The 16,594-nt window shown below is 60.0% G+C and carries 10 protein-coding genes, 2 tRNA genes and 2 rRNA genes; all 14 read left to right on the top strand.

Translation table 11 applies throughout. The features are described from left to right. The first annotated feature begins 322 nt into the window (after positions 1–322). The 14 genes from ffh (at position 323) to CLAM6_RS16205 (ending at position 16,493) form a co-directional block, all read left to right on the top strand. Positions 323–1,759 carry a signal recognition particle protein gene (gene ffh / locus CLAM6_RS16270; protein ID WP_054557273.1) on the top strand — a complete coding sequence of 479 codons (1,437 nt, stop codon included), beginning with the start codon at positions 323–325 and terminating at the stop codon, positions 1,757–1,759. Between the two features lie 223 nt (positions 1,760–1,982). After that, positions 1,983–2,234, top strand: coding sequence for a 30S ribosomal protein S16 (gene rpsP, locus CLAM6_RS16265; RefSeq protein ID WP_043336448.1), 252 nt, complete (start codon positions 1,983–1,985; stop codon positions 2,232–2,234). Positions 2,235–2,241: 7 nt separating this feature from the next. Continuing rightward, complete coding sequence (gene rimM, locus CLAM6_RS16260; RefSeq protein ID WP_082388946.1) at positions 2,242–2,808, top strand: ribosome maturation factor RimM; 567 nt, start codon at positions 2,242–2,244, stop codon at positions 2,806–2,808. 25 nt (positions 2,809–2,833) lie between these two features. Next, positions 2,834–3,586 (top strand): tRNA (guanosine(37)-N1)-methyltransferase TrmD, encoded by a 753-nt coding sequence (gene trmD / locus CLAM6_RS16255; RefSeq protein ID WP_153636633.1) that lies wholly within the window; start codon positions 2,834–2,836, stop codon positions 3,584–3,586. Between the two features lie 196 nt (positions 3,587–3,782). Continuing rightward, positions 3,783–4,139, top strand: coding sequence for a 50S ribosomal protein L19 (gene rplS / locus CLAM6_RS16250; RefSeq protein WP_043336437.1), 357 nt, complete (start codon positions 3,783–3,785; stop codon positions 4,137–4,139). A gap of 270 nt (positions 4,140–4,409) precedes the next feature. Further along, complete coding sequence (xerD, locus tag CLAM6_RS16245) at positions 4,410–5,315, top strand: site-specific tyrosine recombinase XerD (RefSeq protein WP_153637005.1); 906 nt, start codon at positions 4,410–4,412, stop codon at positions 5,313–5,315. Positions 5,316–5,354: 39 nt separating this feature from the next. Next, the gene (locus tag CLAM6_RS16240) at positions 5,355–6,125 is read left to right on the top strand and encodes a DsbC family protein (RefSeq protein WP_153636632.1); all 771 of its coding nucleotides are present in this window, start codon (positions 5,355–5,357) and stop codon (positions 6,123–6,125) included. A 172-nt stretch (positions 6,126–6,297) separates the two neighbouring features. Beyond that, positions 6,298–7,614 (top strand): homoserine dehydrogenase, encoded by a 1,317-nt coding sequence (locus CLAM6_RS16235; RefSeq protein WP_153636631.1) that lies wholly within the window; start codon positions 6,298–6,300, stop codon positions 7,612–7,614. Positions 7,615–7,729: 115 nt separating this feature from the next. Then, the gene (gene thrC, locus CLAM6_RS16230) at positions 7,730–9,121 is read left to right on the top strand and encodes a threonine synthase (RefSeq protein WP_153636630.1); all 1,392 of its coding nucleotides are present in this window, start codon (positions 7,730–7,732) and stop codon (positions 9,119–9,121) included. Positions 9,122–9,280: 159 nt separating this feature from the next. After that, on the top strand, positions 9,281–11,086 hold the full coding sequence (locus CLAM6_RS16225; RefSeq protein WP_153637004.1) for a single-stranded-DNA-specific exonuclease RecJ: 1,806 nt from the start codon (positions 9,281–9,283) through the stop codon (positions 11,084–11,086). Positions 11,087–11,566: 480 nt separating this feature from the next. Then, positions 11,567–13,107 (top strand): 16S ribosomal RNA (locus CLAM6_RS16220). Positions 13,108–13,183: 76 nt separating this feature from the next. Further along, positions 13,184–13,260, top strand: a tRNA-Ile gene (locus CLAM6_RS16215). 39 nt (positions 13,261–13,299) lie between these two features. Then, positions 13,300–13,375, top strand: a tRNA-Ala gene (locus tag CLAM6_RS16210). Positions 13,376–13,607: 232 nt separating this feature from the next. After that, positions 13,608–16,493, top strand: a 23S ribosomal RNA gene (locus tag CLAM6_RS16205). The 16S and 23S rRNA genes sit together here with 2 tRNA genes alongside, the layout of an rRNA operon. Positions 16,494–16,594 lie beyond the last annotated feature (101 nt).

Here is a 16,594-nt window from a genome sequence, read left to right as displayed (position 1 = left end):
CTGCAGAGACTATACCGAATGCGCCGCCGGGATTGCATCCACTCGCGGTGTCCTGTCGCGTGCTCTCGCGGGCGATGAGGCCTGCGCGGCGACAGACTCCGCATTGCATGACGATTGTCGGCGCTGCTTCCTTCATGCATGTCATCGCCAGGATGGCGACTTGCAAGTCTTGCATGCATGGAGACACGGCCGCCCTGTGCGTATAATGCGCGACAGGATAACCATTCACGCGCTGGGGCGTCATGCCGTGCGCCGGTCACGAGGTGGCTTACGCCCTCGTCCCCGCAGCGCGGACCCCAGACGTCCCTAGCCGGAGAGGCCCATGTTTCAAAGTTTGAGTGATCGCCTGTCGCATACGCTGAAGTCGATTACCGGCCAGGCCAAGCTGACGGAAGACAACATCAAGGACACCCTGCGCGAAGTGCGCAAGGCGTTGCTTGAAGCCGATGTCGCGCTGCCGGTGGTCAAGGCCTTCATCGAGCGAGTGCGCGAACGTGCCGTCGGTCAGGAAGTGTCCAAGAGCCTGTCGCCGGGCCAGCAGTTCGTCAAGATCGTCCAGCAGGAGCTGGAAGCGATCATGGGCGAAGCCAATGAAGGTCTGACGCTCAAGGGCAGTCCGGCCGTCATTCTGATGGCAGGCCTGCAGGGTGCGGGCAAGACGACCACCGTCGCCAAGCTGGCACGCTACCTGCGCGAGCGCGAGAAGAAGAAAGTGCTGGTGGTTTCGGCCGACGTCTATCGCCCGGCCGCCATCGACCAGCTGGAAACGCTGGCCAAGGAAGTCGGGGTCGATTTCTTCCCCTCCGACTCCTCCCAGCAGCCGGTGGCCATCGCCGAAGCGGCGATGAAGCACGCGCGTATCCAGTTCCACGACGTGGTGCTGGTCGATACCGCCGGTCGCCTGCATGTCGATGCCGACATGATGGACGAGATCGCCGCCCTGCACCGCAGCGTCAATCCCGACGAGACGCTGTTCGTCGTCGATGCGATGACCGGTCAGGATGCCGCCAACACCGCCAAGGCCTTCCATGAAGCCTTGCCGCTGACCGGTGTCGTGCTGACCAAGGCCGACGGTGATGCGCGTGGCGGTGCGGCCCTGTCCGTGCGTCACATCACCGGCAAGCCGATCAAGTTCATGGGCATGGGGGAGAAGGTCGATGCCCTCGAACCCTTCCACCCGGACCGTATCGCCTCGCGCATCCTCGGCATGGGCGACATGCTGTCGCTGATCGAGGAAGCCGAGCGCACCGTCGACAAGAGCAAGGCCGAGCAGCTGGCCAGCAAGGTCAAGAAAGGCGAAGGCTTCGATCTCGAGGACTTCCGTGACCAGCTCCAGCAGCTCAAGAACATGGGTGGCATGGGCAGTCTGATGTCCAAGCTGCCGGGCATGGGTCAGCTGGCGGAAGTCGCCCAGAGCCAGGCCAGCGAGAAGGAGCTGGGCAAGCTGGAGGCGATGATCAACTCCATGACGCCCAAGGAACGCCGCAACCCGGACCTCATCAATGGGTCGCGCAAGCGCCGCATCTGCATGGGCTCCGGTACCCAGGTGCCGGACCTCAACCGTCTGCTCAAGCAGCACAAGCAGATGGCCAAGATGATGAAGAAGGCCGGCAAGAAAGGTGGCATGCAGAAGATGATGCGTGGCATGTCCGGCATGATGGGCGGTGGCGGTGGTCCTGGCGGCCCCGGCGGTATGGGTGGCATGGGCGGTATGGGTGGCCCCGGCGGCATGGGCGGCGGACGCTTCCCGCGTCGCTGATTGCTGACCCGATGCCCGATGCAGCGCTGATGGGACATGGGCGCTGACACCAGGAATTGTGCTCCGTGGCACGTCCCGTGTCGCGGAGCGTGTGCATGGCCTTGGAAAAAGGTTTCCAAGGCTTGCCAATTTCCGTAGAATGTCGCCTCTTCGTGTGGACCCTCCATGCGAAGACGAGTTCTGTGGCACGATTTTCACTTCAACACGAAGGACAGATTACGCAATGGTTACCATTCGTCTGGCACGTGGTGGCGCCAAGAAGCGTCCCTTCTACCACCTCGCTGTGGCTGATTCCCGCACAGCCCGTGATGGCCGCTTCATCGAGCGCGTCGGCTTCTTCAACCCGGTCGCTCGCGGCCAGGAAGAGCGTCTGCGCGTCGATCTCGAGCGCGTCGCTCACTGGCAGCAGCAGGGCGCACAGGTCTCTGACCGTGTCGCTCAGCTGATCAAGGAAGCTGGCAAGCAGCAGGCTTGATTCCAGGATGCCTACTCAACCGAACAACCCGCAGCCGACCGCAGCGTCATCGCATGACGATGATGTCGTGGTAATGGGGAAGCTTACCAGCCCCTATGGCGTCAAAGGCTGGCTCAAGGTGTATTCCTACACCAGCCCGATTGACGGCATCTTCGATTACGCTGGCTGGATGCTGAAGCTGGACGGGAAGCAGATTCCCGCCCGCCTCGCTCAGGCACGTCGCCATGGCAAGGGCCTGGTGGCACAGCTCGAAGGTATCGACAGTCGTGAAGCAGCACAGGAGCTGGCCGGGGCGGAGATTCTCCTGCCCAAGCAGCACCTGCCGCAGCTGGAAGTCGGTGAGTACTACTGGCATCAACTGGAAGGTCTCGAGGTGGTAACGCTGGATGGCCAGCGCCTCGGGAAAGTGAGCACCCTGATGGAAACCGGTGCCAACGACGTTCTGGTGATAAAGCCGAACGACGACAGCATCGATGAGAAGGAACGGCTCGTGCCGTACCTTCCCGATCAGGTGGTTCGCGATGTGGATCTCACCACTGGGCGCATGAGCGTCGACTGGGATCCCGAATTCTGATGTTAAGCACAGAGAGCTGACGCCTGTGTGGATTGGTGTAGTGAGCCTGTTTCCGGAAATGTTCACGGCGATTACCGCCAGTGGCGTGACCGGCCGAGCGGTCGACAAGGGCCTGCTCGAGGTCGATTTCTGGAATCCTCGCGACTACGCCACCGACAGGCACCGTACGGTCGATGATCGTCCCTACGGCGGTGGTCCCGGCATGTTGATGAAGGTCGAGACCCTGCGTGGCGCCATTCGTGACGCCCGCGCCGCTGGCGGTGACAACGCTCGTGTGATCTATCTCTCCCCGCAAGGCCGCAAGCTGGATCAGGCCGGTGCCCGCGAACTGGCGACGCAAGAGCGTCTGATCGTGGTGGCCGGACGTTATGAAGGCATTGATGAGCGCGTGGTGGAAGAGGAGATCGACGAGGAGTGGTCGATCGGCGATTACGTCCTGTCTGGCGGGGAACTGCCGGCCATGGTCCTGATCGATACGGTGGCACGCCTGGTGGCGGGCGTACTCGGGCATGAAGCCAGCGCGGAGGAGGATTCCTTCACCGATGGCCTGCTCGATTGTCCGCACTATACCCGCCCTGAAGTCATCGACGGCAAGCGGGTGCCGGATGTTCTGCTCAGTGGCAATCATGCCCTGATCAAGCGCTGGCGGTTGCAGCAGTCTCTGGGACGTACCTGGCTCAGGCGTCCGGATTTGCTGGAGAGTCGCACGTTGACTCGTGAGGAGCGCAAGCTGCTCGACGAGTTCATCGCGCAGCACGCCCGGAAAGGTAAGGCCTGACCGCTGCGAACCGAAGGTTCGCTGTCAGGAGAAGGCCGCCACCGTGGCGGAGGTGCGGCACGGCCCGGAGTCATCTTGCGGGAGTTCCGTGGCGCGTCACACACAAGGTCGATCCCCGTGTTCAAGGCCGTTTGCGGTGCCGGGGTCATGACGAACATCAATCCCAGGATTGATGCTAACGAATTTGGAGCTAGCGATGAGCAGCAAGAATAAACTGATCCAGGCGATCGAAAACGAGCAGATGGCCAAGGAAATCCCGGCCTTTGCACCGGGCGACACCATCGTCGTCCAGGTCAAGGTCGTCGAAGGTACTCGCGAGCGTCTGCAGGCCTTCGAAGGCGTGGTGATCGGCAAGCGTAACCGCGGTCTGAACTCCGCCTTCACCGTCCGCAAGATCTCCCACGGTGTGGGCGTCGAGCGTACCTTCCAGACTTACAGCCCGCAGGTTGCCGCTATCGACGTCAAGCGTCGTGGTGACGTCCGTCAGGCCAAGCTGTACTACCTCCGTGAGCGTAGCGGCAAGTCTGCACGCATCAAGGAAAAGCTGGGCTAAGCGCTCCGCATTCCCTGACTGCAGAACTCGGCAGTACTGCGGGGGAGCGAATTGCCACTTGCTCCTCCGCCATATGAAGACCCCGCCATGCATCGCATGGCGGGGTCTTCGTGTTTGTGCACCAGGGAAATCCGCTATGACTTGCTGCGGGTTCATTTCATCGTCAGGGCATCACGGTAGAATCGAGGCTCACGCAGGCCAGGTGCCGCGGTACATGACGGCCACGGCGAGCGCGGATGGCGCGTCATTGAGGACGGGGAAGCGGGAATGATGGACGACGATGCGTTGGTCGAGGCCTTTCTCGATACGTTGTGGCTAGAGCGCGGTGCCAGTGACAATACGCTCGGCGCCTATCGCGGTGATCTCACGGCCTGGCGGCGCTGGTTGGCCGATCAGGCGGAGACGGGCGCTGACACGGTGCCCTTGCTGAGCGTGGCACCGCAGCAGGTGCAGGCCTTCTGTGACTCTCGGCGTGAGTCGCATGCGCTGCGCTCCACGGCGCGTATGCTGTCGGCATTGCGGCGCTTCTATCGCTGGGCGCTGGCCGAAGGCATGATCGAGGCGGACCCGCTGCATGAGGTGCGCCTGCCGCGCGTGATTCCCAGCCTGCCGGGCACGCTGGATGAGGAAGAGGTCGAGCGCCTGCTGGAGGCACCGGATCTCGACACGCCCATCGGGCTGCGCGACCGCACCATGCTCGAAGTGCTCTATGGCGCGGGGTTGCGTATCAGCGAGCTGGTCAACCTGAGTGTCGATGCGCTCAATCTGCGCCAGGGTGTCGTGCGTGTCACCGGCAAGGGCGATCGTGAGCGGCTGGTGCCGCTGGGCGAGGAGGCCTGTGACTGGTTGTCACGCTGGCTGTCCGTTGGCCGACCTGCGATGATGGCCGACCAGACGCGTCCGGCACTGTTTCCCGGCCGACACGACAAGGCCATGACGCGACAGACCTTCTGGCATCGTATCCGGCGTCACGCCGTGACTGCGGCCATCAGCAAGCCTCTGTCACCGCATACGCTGCGCCATGCCTTCGCCACGCACCTGCTCAATCACGGTGCCAACCTGCGTGTCGTGCAGCTGTTGCTGGGACATCGTGATCTTTCCACGACCCAGATCTATACCCATGTGGCCCAGGCGCGTCTGGAGCGTCTGCATGCCGAACATCATCCGCGTGGCTGAGTGTCCATCCCTCTGCGCGCGGACGCCAAGGAGTGTTTGATGAGCAAGTCTTTCCGTCGTCCGCAGGCCCTGTCCCGTGCGATCCGCCTCCTGAGCGCCGGCGCCATGCTGACGCTTGTGGCGCCATTGGCCCAGGCTGATGCGCTGGATGATCTGCGCGACAAGCTCGTCGTCAATGGCCAGCCGCTGCCGGTCGAATCACTGGCCTCAAGCCCCATCGACGGCCTCTATGAGGTGCGCCTGACCAGTGGCGAGAACTTCTTTACCGATATCGACGGCAAGCATCTGATCGTGGGTGAGATGTACCGCAACGATGGCGACAAGGGGCTGGTCAATCTCAGCGAGCAGAAGGCCAATGGCGAGCGCCTCGAGCTGCTGGCCGAGGTCAGTGAAGATGATATGGTCATCTTCCGCCCGGCGGGTGAGGTCAAGGCGGTGATCAGTGTCTTCACCGATACCACCTGCCCGTATTGCCGCAAGCTGCACCAGGAAGTGCCGGAGCTCAATGCACGTGGCATCGAAGTGCGCTATCTGGCCTTCCCGCGCGGTGGCATGCGCTCGCAGGGCGCGCGTGAGCTGGCGCAGGTGTGGTGTGCGGACAATCCCACCGAGGCGATGAACCAGATCAAGAATGAAGGCGAAGTGCCCAAGCAGGCGGCCAGCTGCGATGCACCGGTGCAAAGCCAGTATCAGCTGGGCACGCGCATGGGGGTGCAGGGCACCCCGGCCATCGTGATGCCGGATGGCCAGATGGTGCCGGGCTACCTGCCGGTGGAGCGTCTTGCCAGCATGCTGGGCATCGATGGCTGAACCACAGGCGACAAGACTGCGCGTTGACAGGGCGTCCTGCCTTGCTACCGTGGTCACGACAGACGTACGTGCAGGATGTCTGGATAATAGACCGACGTGAGATCGGCAAGGCCGTCGCTGACAGTGGCGCGGCCCTCAAGGCTGGATACCGTAACAAGAGAGGAAAGCGACGTTGAAACCGGTGAAAGTAGGAATCTGTGGTCTAGGGACCGTAGGCGGCGGCACTTATAACGTGCTGATTCGCAATGCCGATGAGATTGCGCGTCGTGCTGGACGCCCGATCATCGTCGAACAGGTCGGCGCACGACGCGACAATCCTGACTGCGATATCACCGGCGTCAGCCGCACGCATGACATCTTCGAGGTCGCGCGCAATCCCGAGGTCGACGTGCTGGTCGAGCTGATCGGTGGCTACGATGTCGCCTATCAGCTGGTGATGGAAGCCATCGCCAACGGCAAGCATGTCGTGACCGCCAACAAGGCGCTGATCGCCGTCCACGGCAACGAGATCTTCCGTGCCGCGGCCGAGAAGGGCGTGATGGTGGCCTTCGAAGCCGCAGTGGCCGGTGGCATTCCCGTCATCAAGTCGCTGCGTGAAGGTCTGGGTGCCAACCGCATCCAGTGGCTGGCTGGCATCATCAACGGCACCGGCAACTTCATCCTCAGCGCGATGCGTGATGAAGGTCGCAGCTTCGAGGACGTGCTGGCCGAGGCGCAGGCGCTGGGTTATGCCGAAGCCGATCCGACCTTCGATGTCGAAGGCATCGATGCCGCGCACAAGCTGACCATCCTGGCCTCGATCGCCTTCGGTGTGCCGCTGCAGTTCGACAAGGCCTACACCGAAGGCATCTCGCGCATCACGGCCGAGGACATCGAGCAGGCCGATAACCTGGGCTACATCATCAAGCATCTGGGCATCACCCGCGCCACGGCCAAGGGCCTCGAGCTGCGCGTGCATCCGACGCTGATTCCCAAGGAACGTCTGCTGGCCAACGTGCATGGCGTCAAGAATGCCATCGAGGTGATGGGCGACGCTGTCGGCCCGACCCTTTACTACGGCGCCGGCGCCGGTGCCGAGCCGACGGCCTCTGCCGTGGTCGCGGACCTGCTCGACGTGGCGCGCGATATCGCCACCGACCACCGCTACCGCGTGCCGTATCTGGCCTTCGCCGAGATCAATCAGCACGGCGATACCCTGCCGATCCTGCCGATGGAAGAGATCGAGACGGCCTGCTATCTGCGTCTGCACGCAGTGGACCGCCCGGGCGTGTTGGCGCGTGTCGCGTCGATCCTCTCCGAGCAGGGCATCTCCATCGAGGCGATCATCCAGAAGGAAGCCACCGAAGGGGAGCTGGTGCCGATCATTCTGCTCACGCACCGTGCGCGCGAACTGCACATGAACGAAGCGATTCGCCAGCTGGAAGCGCTGGTGGATGTCGCCGGTTCCGTGGTGCGCATTCGTGTCGAGGATCTCGACGACAACGCCTGATCGCGGGCAAACGGGGCGGGGCTATCGACGGTGATGGCACCGCCCCGCTGGGCAGCCGGCGCAGGCCGGAAGAGCAAGAATCATAACGGTGGCAAGAGCCACGGGAAGACACGACATGCGTTATATCTCCACGCGCGGCCAGGCGCCGGCGCTCGGTTTTGAAGATGTGGTTCTCACGGGGCTTGCCAGTGATGGCGGCCTGTACGTGCCGGAAACCCTGCCGCAGTTCAGCACCGAAGAGCTGACGTCGATGGCCGGTGAGTCCTACGCGGAAATCGCCTTCCGTGTCATGAAGCCCTTCGTCGATGGCGCCATCGATGACGAGACCTTCCGTGACATCGTGCGCGAGACCTACGCGACCTTCAGTCACGATGCAGTCGTGCCGCTCAATCAGCTCGACAGCAACCATTACCTGCTGGAGCTGTTCCACGGCCCGACACTGGCCTTCAAGGATGTCGCGCTGCAGCTGCTGGGGCGCCTGCTGGATCACTTCCTTGCCAAGCGCGGCGAGCGTGCGGTGATCATGGGCGCGACCTCCGGTGATACCGGTTCTGCCGCCATCGAGGGCTGCCGAGCCTGCGATCATGTGGATATCTTCATTCTGCATCCGCACAACCGTGTCTCCGAAGTGCAACGTCGCCAGATGACCTCCGTGCTGGCGCCCAACGTCTTCAACATCGCCATCGAAGGCAACTTCGATGATGCCCAGGCGATGGTGAAGGCCAGCTTCGCCGATCAGGACTTCCTGAACGGCACGCGCCTGGTCGCGGTCAACTCGATCAACTGGGCGCGCATCATGGCCCAGACCGTCTACTACGTGGCCGCCGGTGTGGCGCTGGGCGCTCCGGCGCGTCAGGTCAGCTTCACGGTGCCGTCGGCTAACTTCGGCAACATCTTTGCCGGCTATCTGGCCTCGCGCATGGGGCTGCCAGTGCGCCAGCTGGTGATCGCCACCAACGCCAACGACATCCTGCATCGCACCATCTCCTCCAATGACTTCTCGCGTCAGGAGCTGAAGGCGACGCTGGCACCGTCGATGGATATCGTGGTGTCCTCCAACTTCGAACGTCTGCTGTTCGAGGCCTATGGCCGCGATGGTCAGGCGATCCGTGAGCTGCTCGAGCACTTCTCGCGTGAACCGGCAGCACTGGCGGATGCCCCGTTGGCGAAGCTGCGTGAGCTGTTCTCCAGTCACAGTGTCGATGACGAGACGATCCTCGAGGTCATCCGTGAGGCGCACCATCGCACCGGCGAGATTCTCGATCCGCATACGGCAACCGGCTATCGTGCGGCTGAGGTCTGCCGCACCGATAGCGCGACGCCGATGATCACGCTGGCGACGGCGCATCCGGCCAAGTTTGCCGAAGCCGTGGCGCGTGCCGGCTTTGCTGGCGTCGATCTGCCGCCGCATCTGCATGACCTGCTGGAGCGCGAGGAGCGTTACAGCGTACTGCCGGCGGAGTTGGCGGCAGTGCAGGACTTCGTGCGCGAGAATCGCCGCGGGTGATTGCAACAACTGCCGGTTGGCCCGCTCGGGGTGATCGGCAGTCATCTTTTCATGGCCGTCATGTCTGCAGTCCGCTGCCGAGATGACGGCCATGTCGTTTGTCAGGAGTTCCTCATGTCTGTCACTTCCCCCGTGTCGCCCCCATTCTCGCAAGATTCCATGAGTCGTCCGGACGAGCGCACGCTTGCGGCCAGCATTGCGCGGGTCATTCAGCCGCGCGTGCGTGACGAGCGTCTCTATCAGCAGGGCATCGCGACCGGGCTCAGCGAATTGCAGGCACGTGTGCTGGCAGGACGCCTGACGCTGGAGAGCTGCAAGGCGCCCCTGGAGGCGCTGGTCACGCCGGCGCTCCGGCATATCGAGCATCCCGAACGGCTGGCCGATGGCCGGCGCGCGGCAGAGCGCATCGCGCGCGCCGTCGCCGAGGGGGAGCATATCGGCATCCTCACCGACTATGACGTGGATGGCATCACCTCGCATGTGGTGATGTTGCGCACGCTGACCGAGCTGTTCGATGTGCCCTACGACCGCGTGCACAGTCTGATCGGCCATCGCATCCATGATGGTTATGGCATCAGTCTGCCGCTGGTCGAGCGCATCATGACGTTGTCACCGCGTCCGTCTCTGATCGTGACCGCGGACTGCGGCTCCAGTGATGAGGCGCGTCTGGCGTTGCTCAAGGAGGCGGGAATAGAGGTCGTGGTGACGGATCACCATGCGTTGCCTCAGGAAGGGCCGCCGGCTTCCGCCTACGCGACCGTCAATCCGACACGAGATGACTGCGCCTATCCCGATGCGACCATTGCCGGCTGCATGGTCGCCTGGCTGACCATGTCATTGACCCGTAACGTCTTGATCGAACAGGGCAGGTTGCCGAGCGATGCCCCCAAGCTGTCGCCGTGGCTGTCGTATGTGGCGCTGGGGACGGTGGCGGACTGTGTGTCACTGGGGGGGAGTGCGATCAACCGCGCGGTGGTCAATCTGGGCCTCACGTTGATCAACCGCATGCAGGAGCCCTGCTGGCGCGCGATGGCAGAGCGGCTCGGGGCGGATAGCGTGCCCTTCAATGCCGAGACGCTGGCCTTCCAGATGGGGCCGCGTATCAATGCCCGCTCGCGTCTGGATGACCCGTACGCCGCGCTGCACTTCATGTTGGCGCGGGAAGATGACGCGGCGCAGCGTGCGCTGGAAGTGCTCGATCAGGACAACCAGTCCCGCAAGGCGATCGAAGCCGAGATGGTCGAGTCGGCGCGTGCCCTGGCGCTCACCTCCTTGCGGGAAGGACATCAGGTGATCGTGGTCCACCTGGAGGATGGTCATCCCGGGGTGCAGGGCATTGTCGCTTCGCGTCTGGTGCAGCAGTTTGGGCGACCGACCGTTGTGCTGACACCAGCCGCGGTGCCCGGCATGTTGACGGGCTCCGGGCGCTCCATCGAAGGATTGCACCTGCGGGATGCGCTGCAGCGCGCCCATGATCTCGCGCCGCAGTGCCTGCCGCGCTTCGGTGGGCATCGCGGCGCCGCCGGCGTGGGCTTGCCGCTGACGGAAAAGGATACCTTCACTCGTGCCCTGCAACAGGCAGCCGCGGAGCAGTTGGGGGAGAGGGCGCTCAATCCCTTGATTCTCAGCGATGGTGAGCTGGTGGAAGGGCAGTTGAGTCTGGAGACGCTGGATGAGCTCGAGCGTCTGGCGCCCTTCGGGCGTGAGTTCGAGGCGCCTCTCTTCGAGGGCAGCTTCCTGGTCGAGAGCCTCAGGCCGGTAGGCGCTGATGGCACGCACCTGTCATTGGAACTCTCGCTCGGGCGTACGCGCCTCAAGGCGATCTGGTTCCGTGCGCTGTCACCGGGGGAATCACCGGCATTTGGTGTGGGGGCCTCTCTGAAGTGTGCTTACAAGTTGTCGCGCAATCGCTGGCGGGGGAGAGAGTCACTGCAGTTGATGCTGGAGCACGCAGTGCCTGCATGAGCTTGTTTGAATTGACAGCGATATCTGGCCAAAAAGCCCTTGCCATCAAACCGATTCCTGCGTAAAGTACGCATCCGCTGCCGGGGACGCATGGCGTTACCAGCGGTGAAAGAGGTTTGCAGGTGATTGTTTTTCTTGATGTTTTTGAAGTCCGCTTTGAATTCATCGGTTGACAATCCCGGGCGATTCGCTAGAATACGCCGCACTCCTTACGGAACAGGTGATCGAGCAACGCTCCTCACCGCTTGATGATGCTTAGAGGCAGTCGACTGACTCATCATCAAGTGCTTGACTTCTCAAGCGTTCCAAGTAGAATATGCCTCCTCGCTTAACAGCGACGCTCTTTAAAAATTTGATCAGGTAATTCGTGTGAGCGCTTGCCGATGAGTGGTGACAAGGTCACCAAATATCGGAGCAAGCCTCTCACGAGAAGTTTGACTCTGAACCAAGTTTGGTCTGCTTAACAGACTATCAAGCTTTCAACTGAAGAGTTTGATCATGGCTCAGATTGAACGCTGGCGGCAGGCTTAACACATGCAAGTCGAGCGGAAACGATCCTAGCTTGCTAGGAGGCGTCGAGCGGCGGACGGGTGAGTAATGCATGGGAATCTGCCCGATAGTGGGGGACAACCTGGGGAAACTCAGGCTAATACCGCATACGTCCTACGGGAGAAAGCAGGGGATCTTCGGACCTTGCGCTATCGGATGAGCCCATGTCGGATTAGCTTGTTGGTGAGGTAATGGCTCACCAAGGCGACGATCCGTAGCTGGTCTGAGAGGATGATCAGCCACACTGGGACTGAGACACGGCCCAGACTCCTACGGGAGGCAGCAGTGGGGAATATTGGACAATGGGCGAAAGCCTGATCCAGCCATGCCGCGTGTGTGAAGAAGGCCTTCGGGTTGTAAAGCACTTTCAGCGAGGAAGAACGCCTTGGGACTAATACTCTCGAGGAAAGACATCACTCGCAGAAGAAGCACCGGCTAACTCCGTGCCAGCAGCCGCGGTAATACGGAGGGTGCAAGCGTTAATCGGAATTACTGGGCGTAAAGCGCGCGTAGGTGGCTAAGTCAGCCAGGTGTGAAAGCCCCGGGCTCAACCTGGGAACGGCATCTGGAACTGCTTGGCTAGAGTGCAGGAGAGGAAGGTAGAATTCCCGGTGTAGCGGTGAAATGCGTAGAGATCGGGAGGAATACCAGTGGCGAAGGCGGCCTTCTGGACTGACACTGACACTGAGGTGCGAAAGCGTGGGTAGCAAACAGGATTAGATACCCTGGTAGTCCACGCCGTAAACGATGTCAACTAGCCGTTGGGTCCCTTGAGGACTTAGTGGCGCAGCTAACGCAATAAGTTGACCGCCTGGGGAGTACGGCCGCAAGGTTAAAACTCAAATGAATTGACGGGGGCCCGCACAAGCGGTGGAGCATGTGGTTTAATTCGATGCAACGCGAAGAACCTTACCTACCCTTGACATCCAGAGGACTTTCCAGAGATGGATTGGTGCCTTCGGGAACTCTGAGACAGGTGCTGCATGGCTGTCGTCAGCTCGTGTTGTGAAATGTTGGGTTAAGTCCCGTAACGAGCGCAACCCCTATCCTTATTTGCCAGCGAGTAATGTCGGGAACTCTAAGGAGACTGCCGGTGACAAACCGGAGGAAGGTGGGGACGACGTCAAGTCATCATGGCCCTTACGGGTAGGGCTACACACGTGCTACAATGGCAAGTACAAAGGGTTGCAATACTGCGAAGTGGAGCCAATCCCATAAAGCTTGCCTCAGTCCGGATTGGAGTCTGCAACTCGACTCCATGAAGTCGGAATCGCTAGTAATCGTGGATCAGAATGCCACGGTGAATACGTTCCCGGGCCTTGTACACACCGCCCGTCACACCATGGGAGTGGACTGCACCAGAAGTGGTTAGCCTAACCTTCGGGAGGGCGATCACCACGGTGTGGTTCATGACTGGGGTGAAGTCGTAACAAGGTAGCCCTAGGGGAACCTGGGGCTGGATCACCTCCTTATCGACACTGTCTACTGCTCGCGGCAAGTGCTCACAACGAATTACCTGATCAAGTTAGTTTATCGAGTAGTAGTGTCGGGTCTGTAGCTCAGTTGGTTAGAGCGCACCCCTGATAAGGGTGAGGTCGGCAGTTCAAATCTGCCCAGACCCACCAAAAGCTTCGTGCTTTTGTCGACACGGTTTTGCCGACTTTGGGGCCATAGCTCAGCTGGGAGAGCGCCTGCCTTGCACGCAGGAGGTCAGCGGTTCGATCCCGCTTGGCTCCACCATGAAAGTCCGGTTCAGCTTCTACTACCTGATAACGCTGCACAGTCCACAGTGACAAGCATATCGCCTTCCTCGTGAAGGTTGTGTGACTTCTCACTGTTCTCTGAACAGCCGCTCTTTAACAATGTGAATCATGCTGACGATAGATGTGTGCGCCAAGCGCATGTCTATCAAACGATATGTCGGAGAGGTCCGACAGATTCGTAATCCTTGACAGACCCCTTGGGGTTATATGGTCAAGCGATTAAGCGCATACGGTGGATGCCTTGGCAGCCAGAGGCGATGAAGGACGTGATAGCCTGCGATAAGCGTTGGCGAGGTGGCAAATACCCTGCGACCCAACGATTTCCGAATGGGGAAACCCACTCACCATCAGGTGAGTATCTATAGGCCAATACATAACCTATAGAGGCAAACCCGGGGAACTGAAACATCTAAGTACCCGGAGGAAAAGAAATCAACCGAGATTCCCCAAGTAGCGGCGAGCGAACGGGGACCAGCCCTTAAGCGTGACAACTGACAGACGAACAAGCTGGGAAGCTTGACGATACAGGGTGATAGTCCCGTAGTCGAAGTCTGAGTCACGTGAAATCGAGTAGGTCGGGGCACGAGAAACCTTGACTGAACATGGGGGGACCATCCTCCAAGGCTAAATACTCCTGGCTGACCGATAGTGAACCAGTACCGTGAGGGAAAGGCGAAAAGAACCCCGGCGAGGGGAGTGAAATAGATCCTGAAACCGTATGCGTACAAGCAGTGGGAGCACCTTCGTGGTGTGACCGCGTACCTTTTGTATAATGGGTCAGCGACTTATATTCTGTGGCGAGCTTAACCGTATAGGGGAGGCGTAGGGAAACCGAGTCTTAACTGGGCGACCAGTCGCAGGGTATAGACCCGAAACCGGGCGATCTATCCATGGCCAGGGTGAAGATTGAGTAACATCAATTGGAGGCCCGAACCCAAGTATGTTGAAAAATGCTGGGATGAGCTGTGGATCGGAGTGAAAGGCTAATCAAGCCCGGAGATAGCTGGTTCTCCTCGAAAGCTATTTAGGTAGCGCCTCACGTATCACCGCTGGGGGTAGAGCACTGTTTCGGCTAGGGGGTCATCCCGACTTACCAACCCGAGGCAAACTCCGAATACCAGTGAGTGCAGCGTGGGAGACACACAGCGGGTGCTAACGTCCGTTGTGAAAAGGGAAACAACCCAGACCGTCAGCTAAGGTCCCAAAATCCTGATTAAGTGGGAAACGATGTGGGAAGGCTCAGACAGCTAGGAGGTTGGCTTAGAAGCAGCCATCCTTTAAAGAAAGCGTAATAGCTCACTAGTCGAGTCGGCCTGCGCGGAAGATATAACGGGGCTAAATCAGGTACCGAAGCTACGGGTTCATCCTCTGGATGAGCGGTAGAGGAGCGTCGTGTAAGCCAATGAAGGTGGATTGAGAAGTCTGCTGGAGGTATCACGAGTGCGAATGCTGACATGAGTAACGATAAGGGGAGTGAAAAACTCCCCCGCCGGAAGACCAAGGTTTTCTGTTCTACGTTAATCGGAGCAGAGTGAGTCGGCCCCTAAGGCGAGGCGGAAACGCGTAGTCGATGGGAAACGGGTTAATATTCCCGTACCGGATGTGGTTGCGATGGGGGGACGAAGAAGGCTAGGTGAGCCAGGCGTTGGTTGTCCTGGTGAAAGCATGTAGGCCGAGGAATCAGGCAAATCCGGTTCCTCTGAGGTCGAGATGCGAGACGAACTGACCACGGTCAGGAAGTCATCGATGCCACGCTTCCAGGAAAAGCCTCTAAGCTTCAGATCACATGCGACCGTACCCCAAACCGACACAGGTGGTCAGGTAGAGAATACCAAGGCGCTTGAGAGAACTCGGGTGAAGGAACTAGGCAAAATGGCACCGTAACTTCGGGAGAAGGTGCACCGGTTCGAGTGAAGGACTTGCTCCGTAAGCTCCTACCGGTCGAAGATACCAGGTGGCTGCAACTGTTTATTAAAAACACAGCACTCTGCAAACGCGCAAGCGGACGTATAGGGTGTGACGCCTGCCCGGTGCCGGAAGGTTAATTGATGGGGTTAGCTCACGCGAAGCTCTTGATCGAAGCCCCGGTAAACGGCGGCCGTAACTATAACGGTCCTAAGGTAGCGAAATTCCTTGTCGGGTAAGTTCCGACCTGCACGAATGGCGTAATGATGGCCACGCTGTCTCCACCCGAGACTCAGTGAAATTGAAATCGCAGTGAAGATGCTGTGTACCCGCGGCTAGACGGAAAGACCCCGTGAACCTTTACTATAGCTTTACACTGGATGCTGATGTTGTCTGTGTAGGATAGCTGGGAGGCTTTGAAACCGCGTCGCCAGATGCGGTGGAGCCAACCTTGAAATACCAGCCTGACATCATTGGCGTTCTAACTCAGGTCCGTTATCCGGATCGAGGACAGTGTATGGTGGGTAGTTTGACTGGGGCGGTCTCCTCCTAAAGAGTAACGGAGGAGCACGAAGGTACCCTCAGCACGGTTGGAAATCGTGCATTGAGTGCAAGAGCATAAGGGTGCTTGACTGCGAGACAGACACGTCGAGCAGGTACGAAAGTAGGTTCTAGTGATCCGGTGGTTCTGTATGGAAGGGCCATCGCTCAACGGATAAAAGGTACTCCGGGGATAACAGGCTGATACCGCCCAAGAGTTCACATCGACGGCGGTGTTTGGCACCTCGATGTCGGCTCATCACATCCTGGGGCTGAAGTCGGTCCCAAGGGTATGGCTGTTCGCCATTTAAAGTGGTACGCGAGCTGGGTTTAGAACGTCGTGAGACAGTTCGGTCCCTATCTGCCGTGGGCGTCGGAAGTTTGAGAAGAGCTGCTCCTAGTACGAGAGGACCGGAGTGGACGAACCTCTGGTGTTCGGGTTGTCATGCCAATGGCATTGCCCGGTAGCTACGTTCGGACGGGATAACCGCTGAAAGCATCTAAGCGGGAAGCCCCCTTCAAGATGAGACTTCCCTGAGGCCTTACGCCTCCTGAAGGGCCCTTGAAGACTACAAGGTTGATAGGCTGGGTGTGGAAGCACAGCAATGTGTTGAGCTAACCAGTACTAATTGCCCGTGAGGCTTGACCATATAACACCCAAGGGGTTTGCTTAGGCAAACGCCGGGATTGCGACAGGATCGAGACATCTCGGTCAGCATGATTCATATTGCGAGTCGCGAGGCCAAAAGCC

Source organism: Cobetia sp. AM6, assembly GCF_009617955.1.
Taxonomy (GTDB): Bacteria; Pseudomonadota; Gammaproteobacteria; order Pseudomonadales; family Halomonadaceae; genus Cobetia; species Cobetia amphilecti.
The sequence above is the reverse complement of the archived record's forward strand: the minus strand, read 5'-3'. Positions and strand labels throughout refer to the sequence as shown.

What these genes read in the sequence shown, in the direction of transcription:
- ffh (WP_054557273.1), top strand. Translation starts at nt 323, where the DNA reads ATGTTTCAAAGTTTGAGTGATCGCCTGTCGCATACGCTGAAGTCGATT.
- thrC (WP_153636630.1), top strand. Translation starts at nt 7,730, where the DNA reads ATGCGTTATATCTCCACGCGCGGCCAGGCGCCGGCGCTCGGTTTTGAA.
- rplS (WP_043336437.1), top strand. Translation starts at nt 3,783, where the DNA reads ATGAGCAGCAAGAATAAACTGATCCAGGCGATCGAAAACGAGCAGATG.
- CLAM6_RS16225 (WP_153637004.1), top strand. Translation starts at nt 9,281, where the DNA reads ATGAGTCGTCCGGACGAGCGCACGCTTGCGGCCAGCATTGCGCGGGTC.
- xerD (WP_153637005.1), top strand. Translation starts at nt 4,410, where the DNA reads ATGGACGACGATGCGTTGGTCGAGGCCTTTCTCGATACGTTGTGGCTA.
- rimM (WP_082388946.1), top strand. Translation starts at nt 2,242, where the DNA reads ATGCCTACTCAACCGAACAACCCGCAGCCGACCGCAGCGTCATCGCAT.
- CLAM6_RS16240 (WP_153636632.1), top strand. Translation starts at nt 5,355, where the DNA reads ATGAGCAAGTCTTTCCGTCGTCCGCAGGCCCTGTCCCGTGCGATCCGC.
- rpsP (WP_043336448.1), top strand. Translation starts at nt 1,983, where the DNA reads ATGGTTACCATTCGTCTGGCACGTGGTGGCGCCAAGAAGCGTCCCTTC.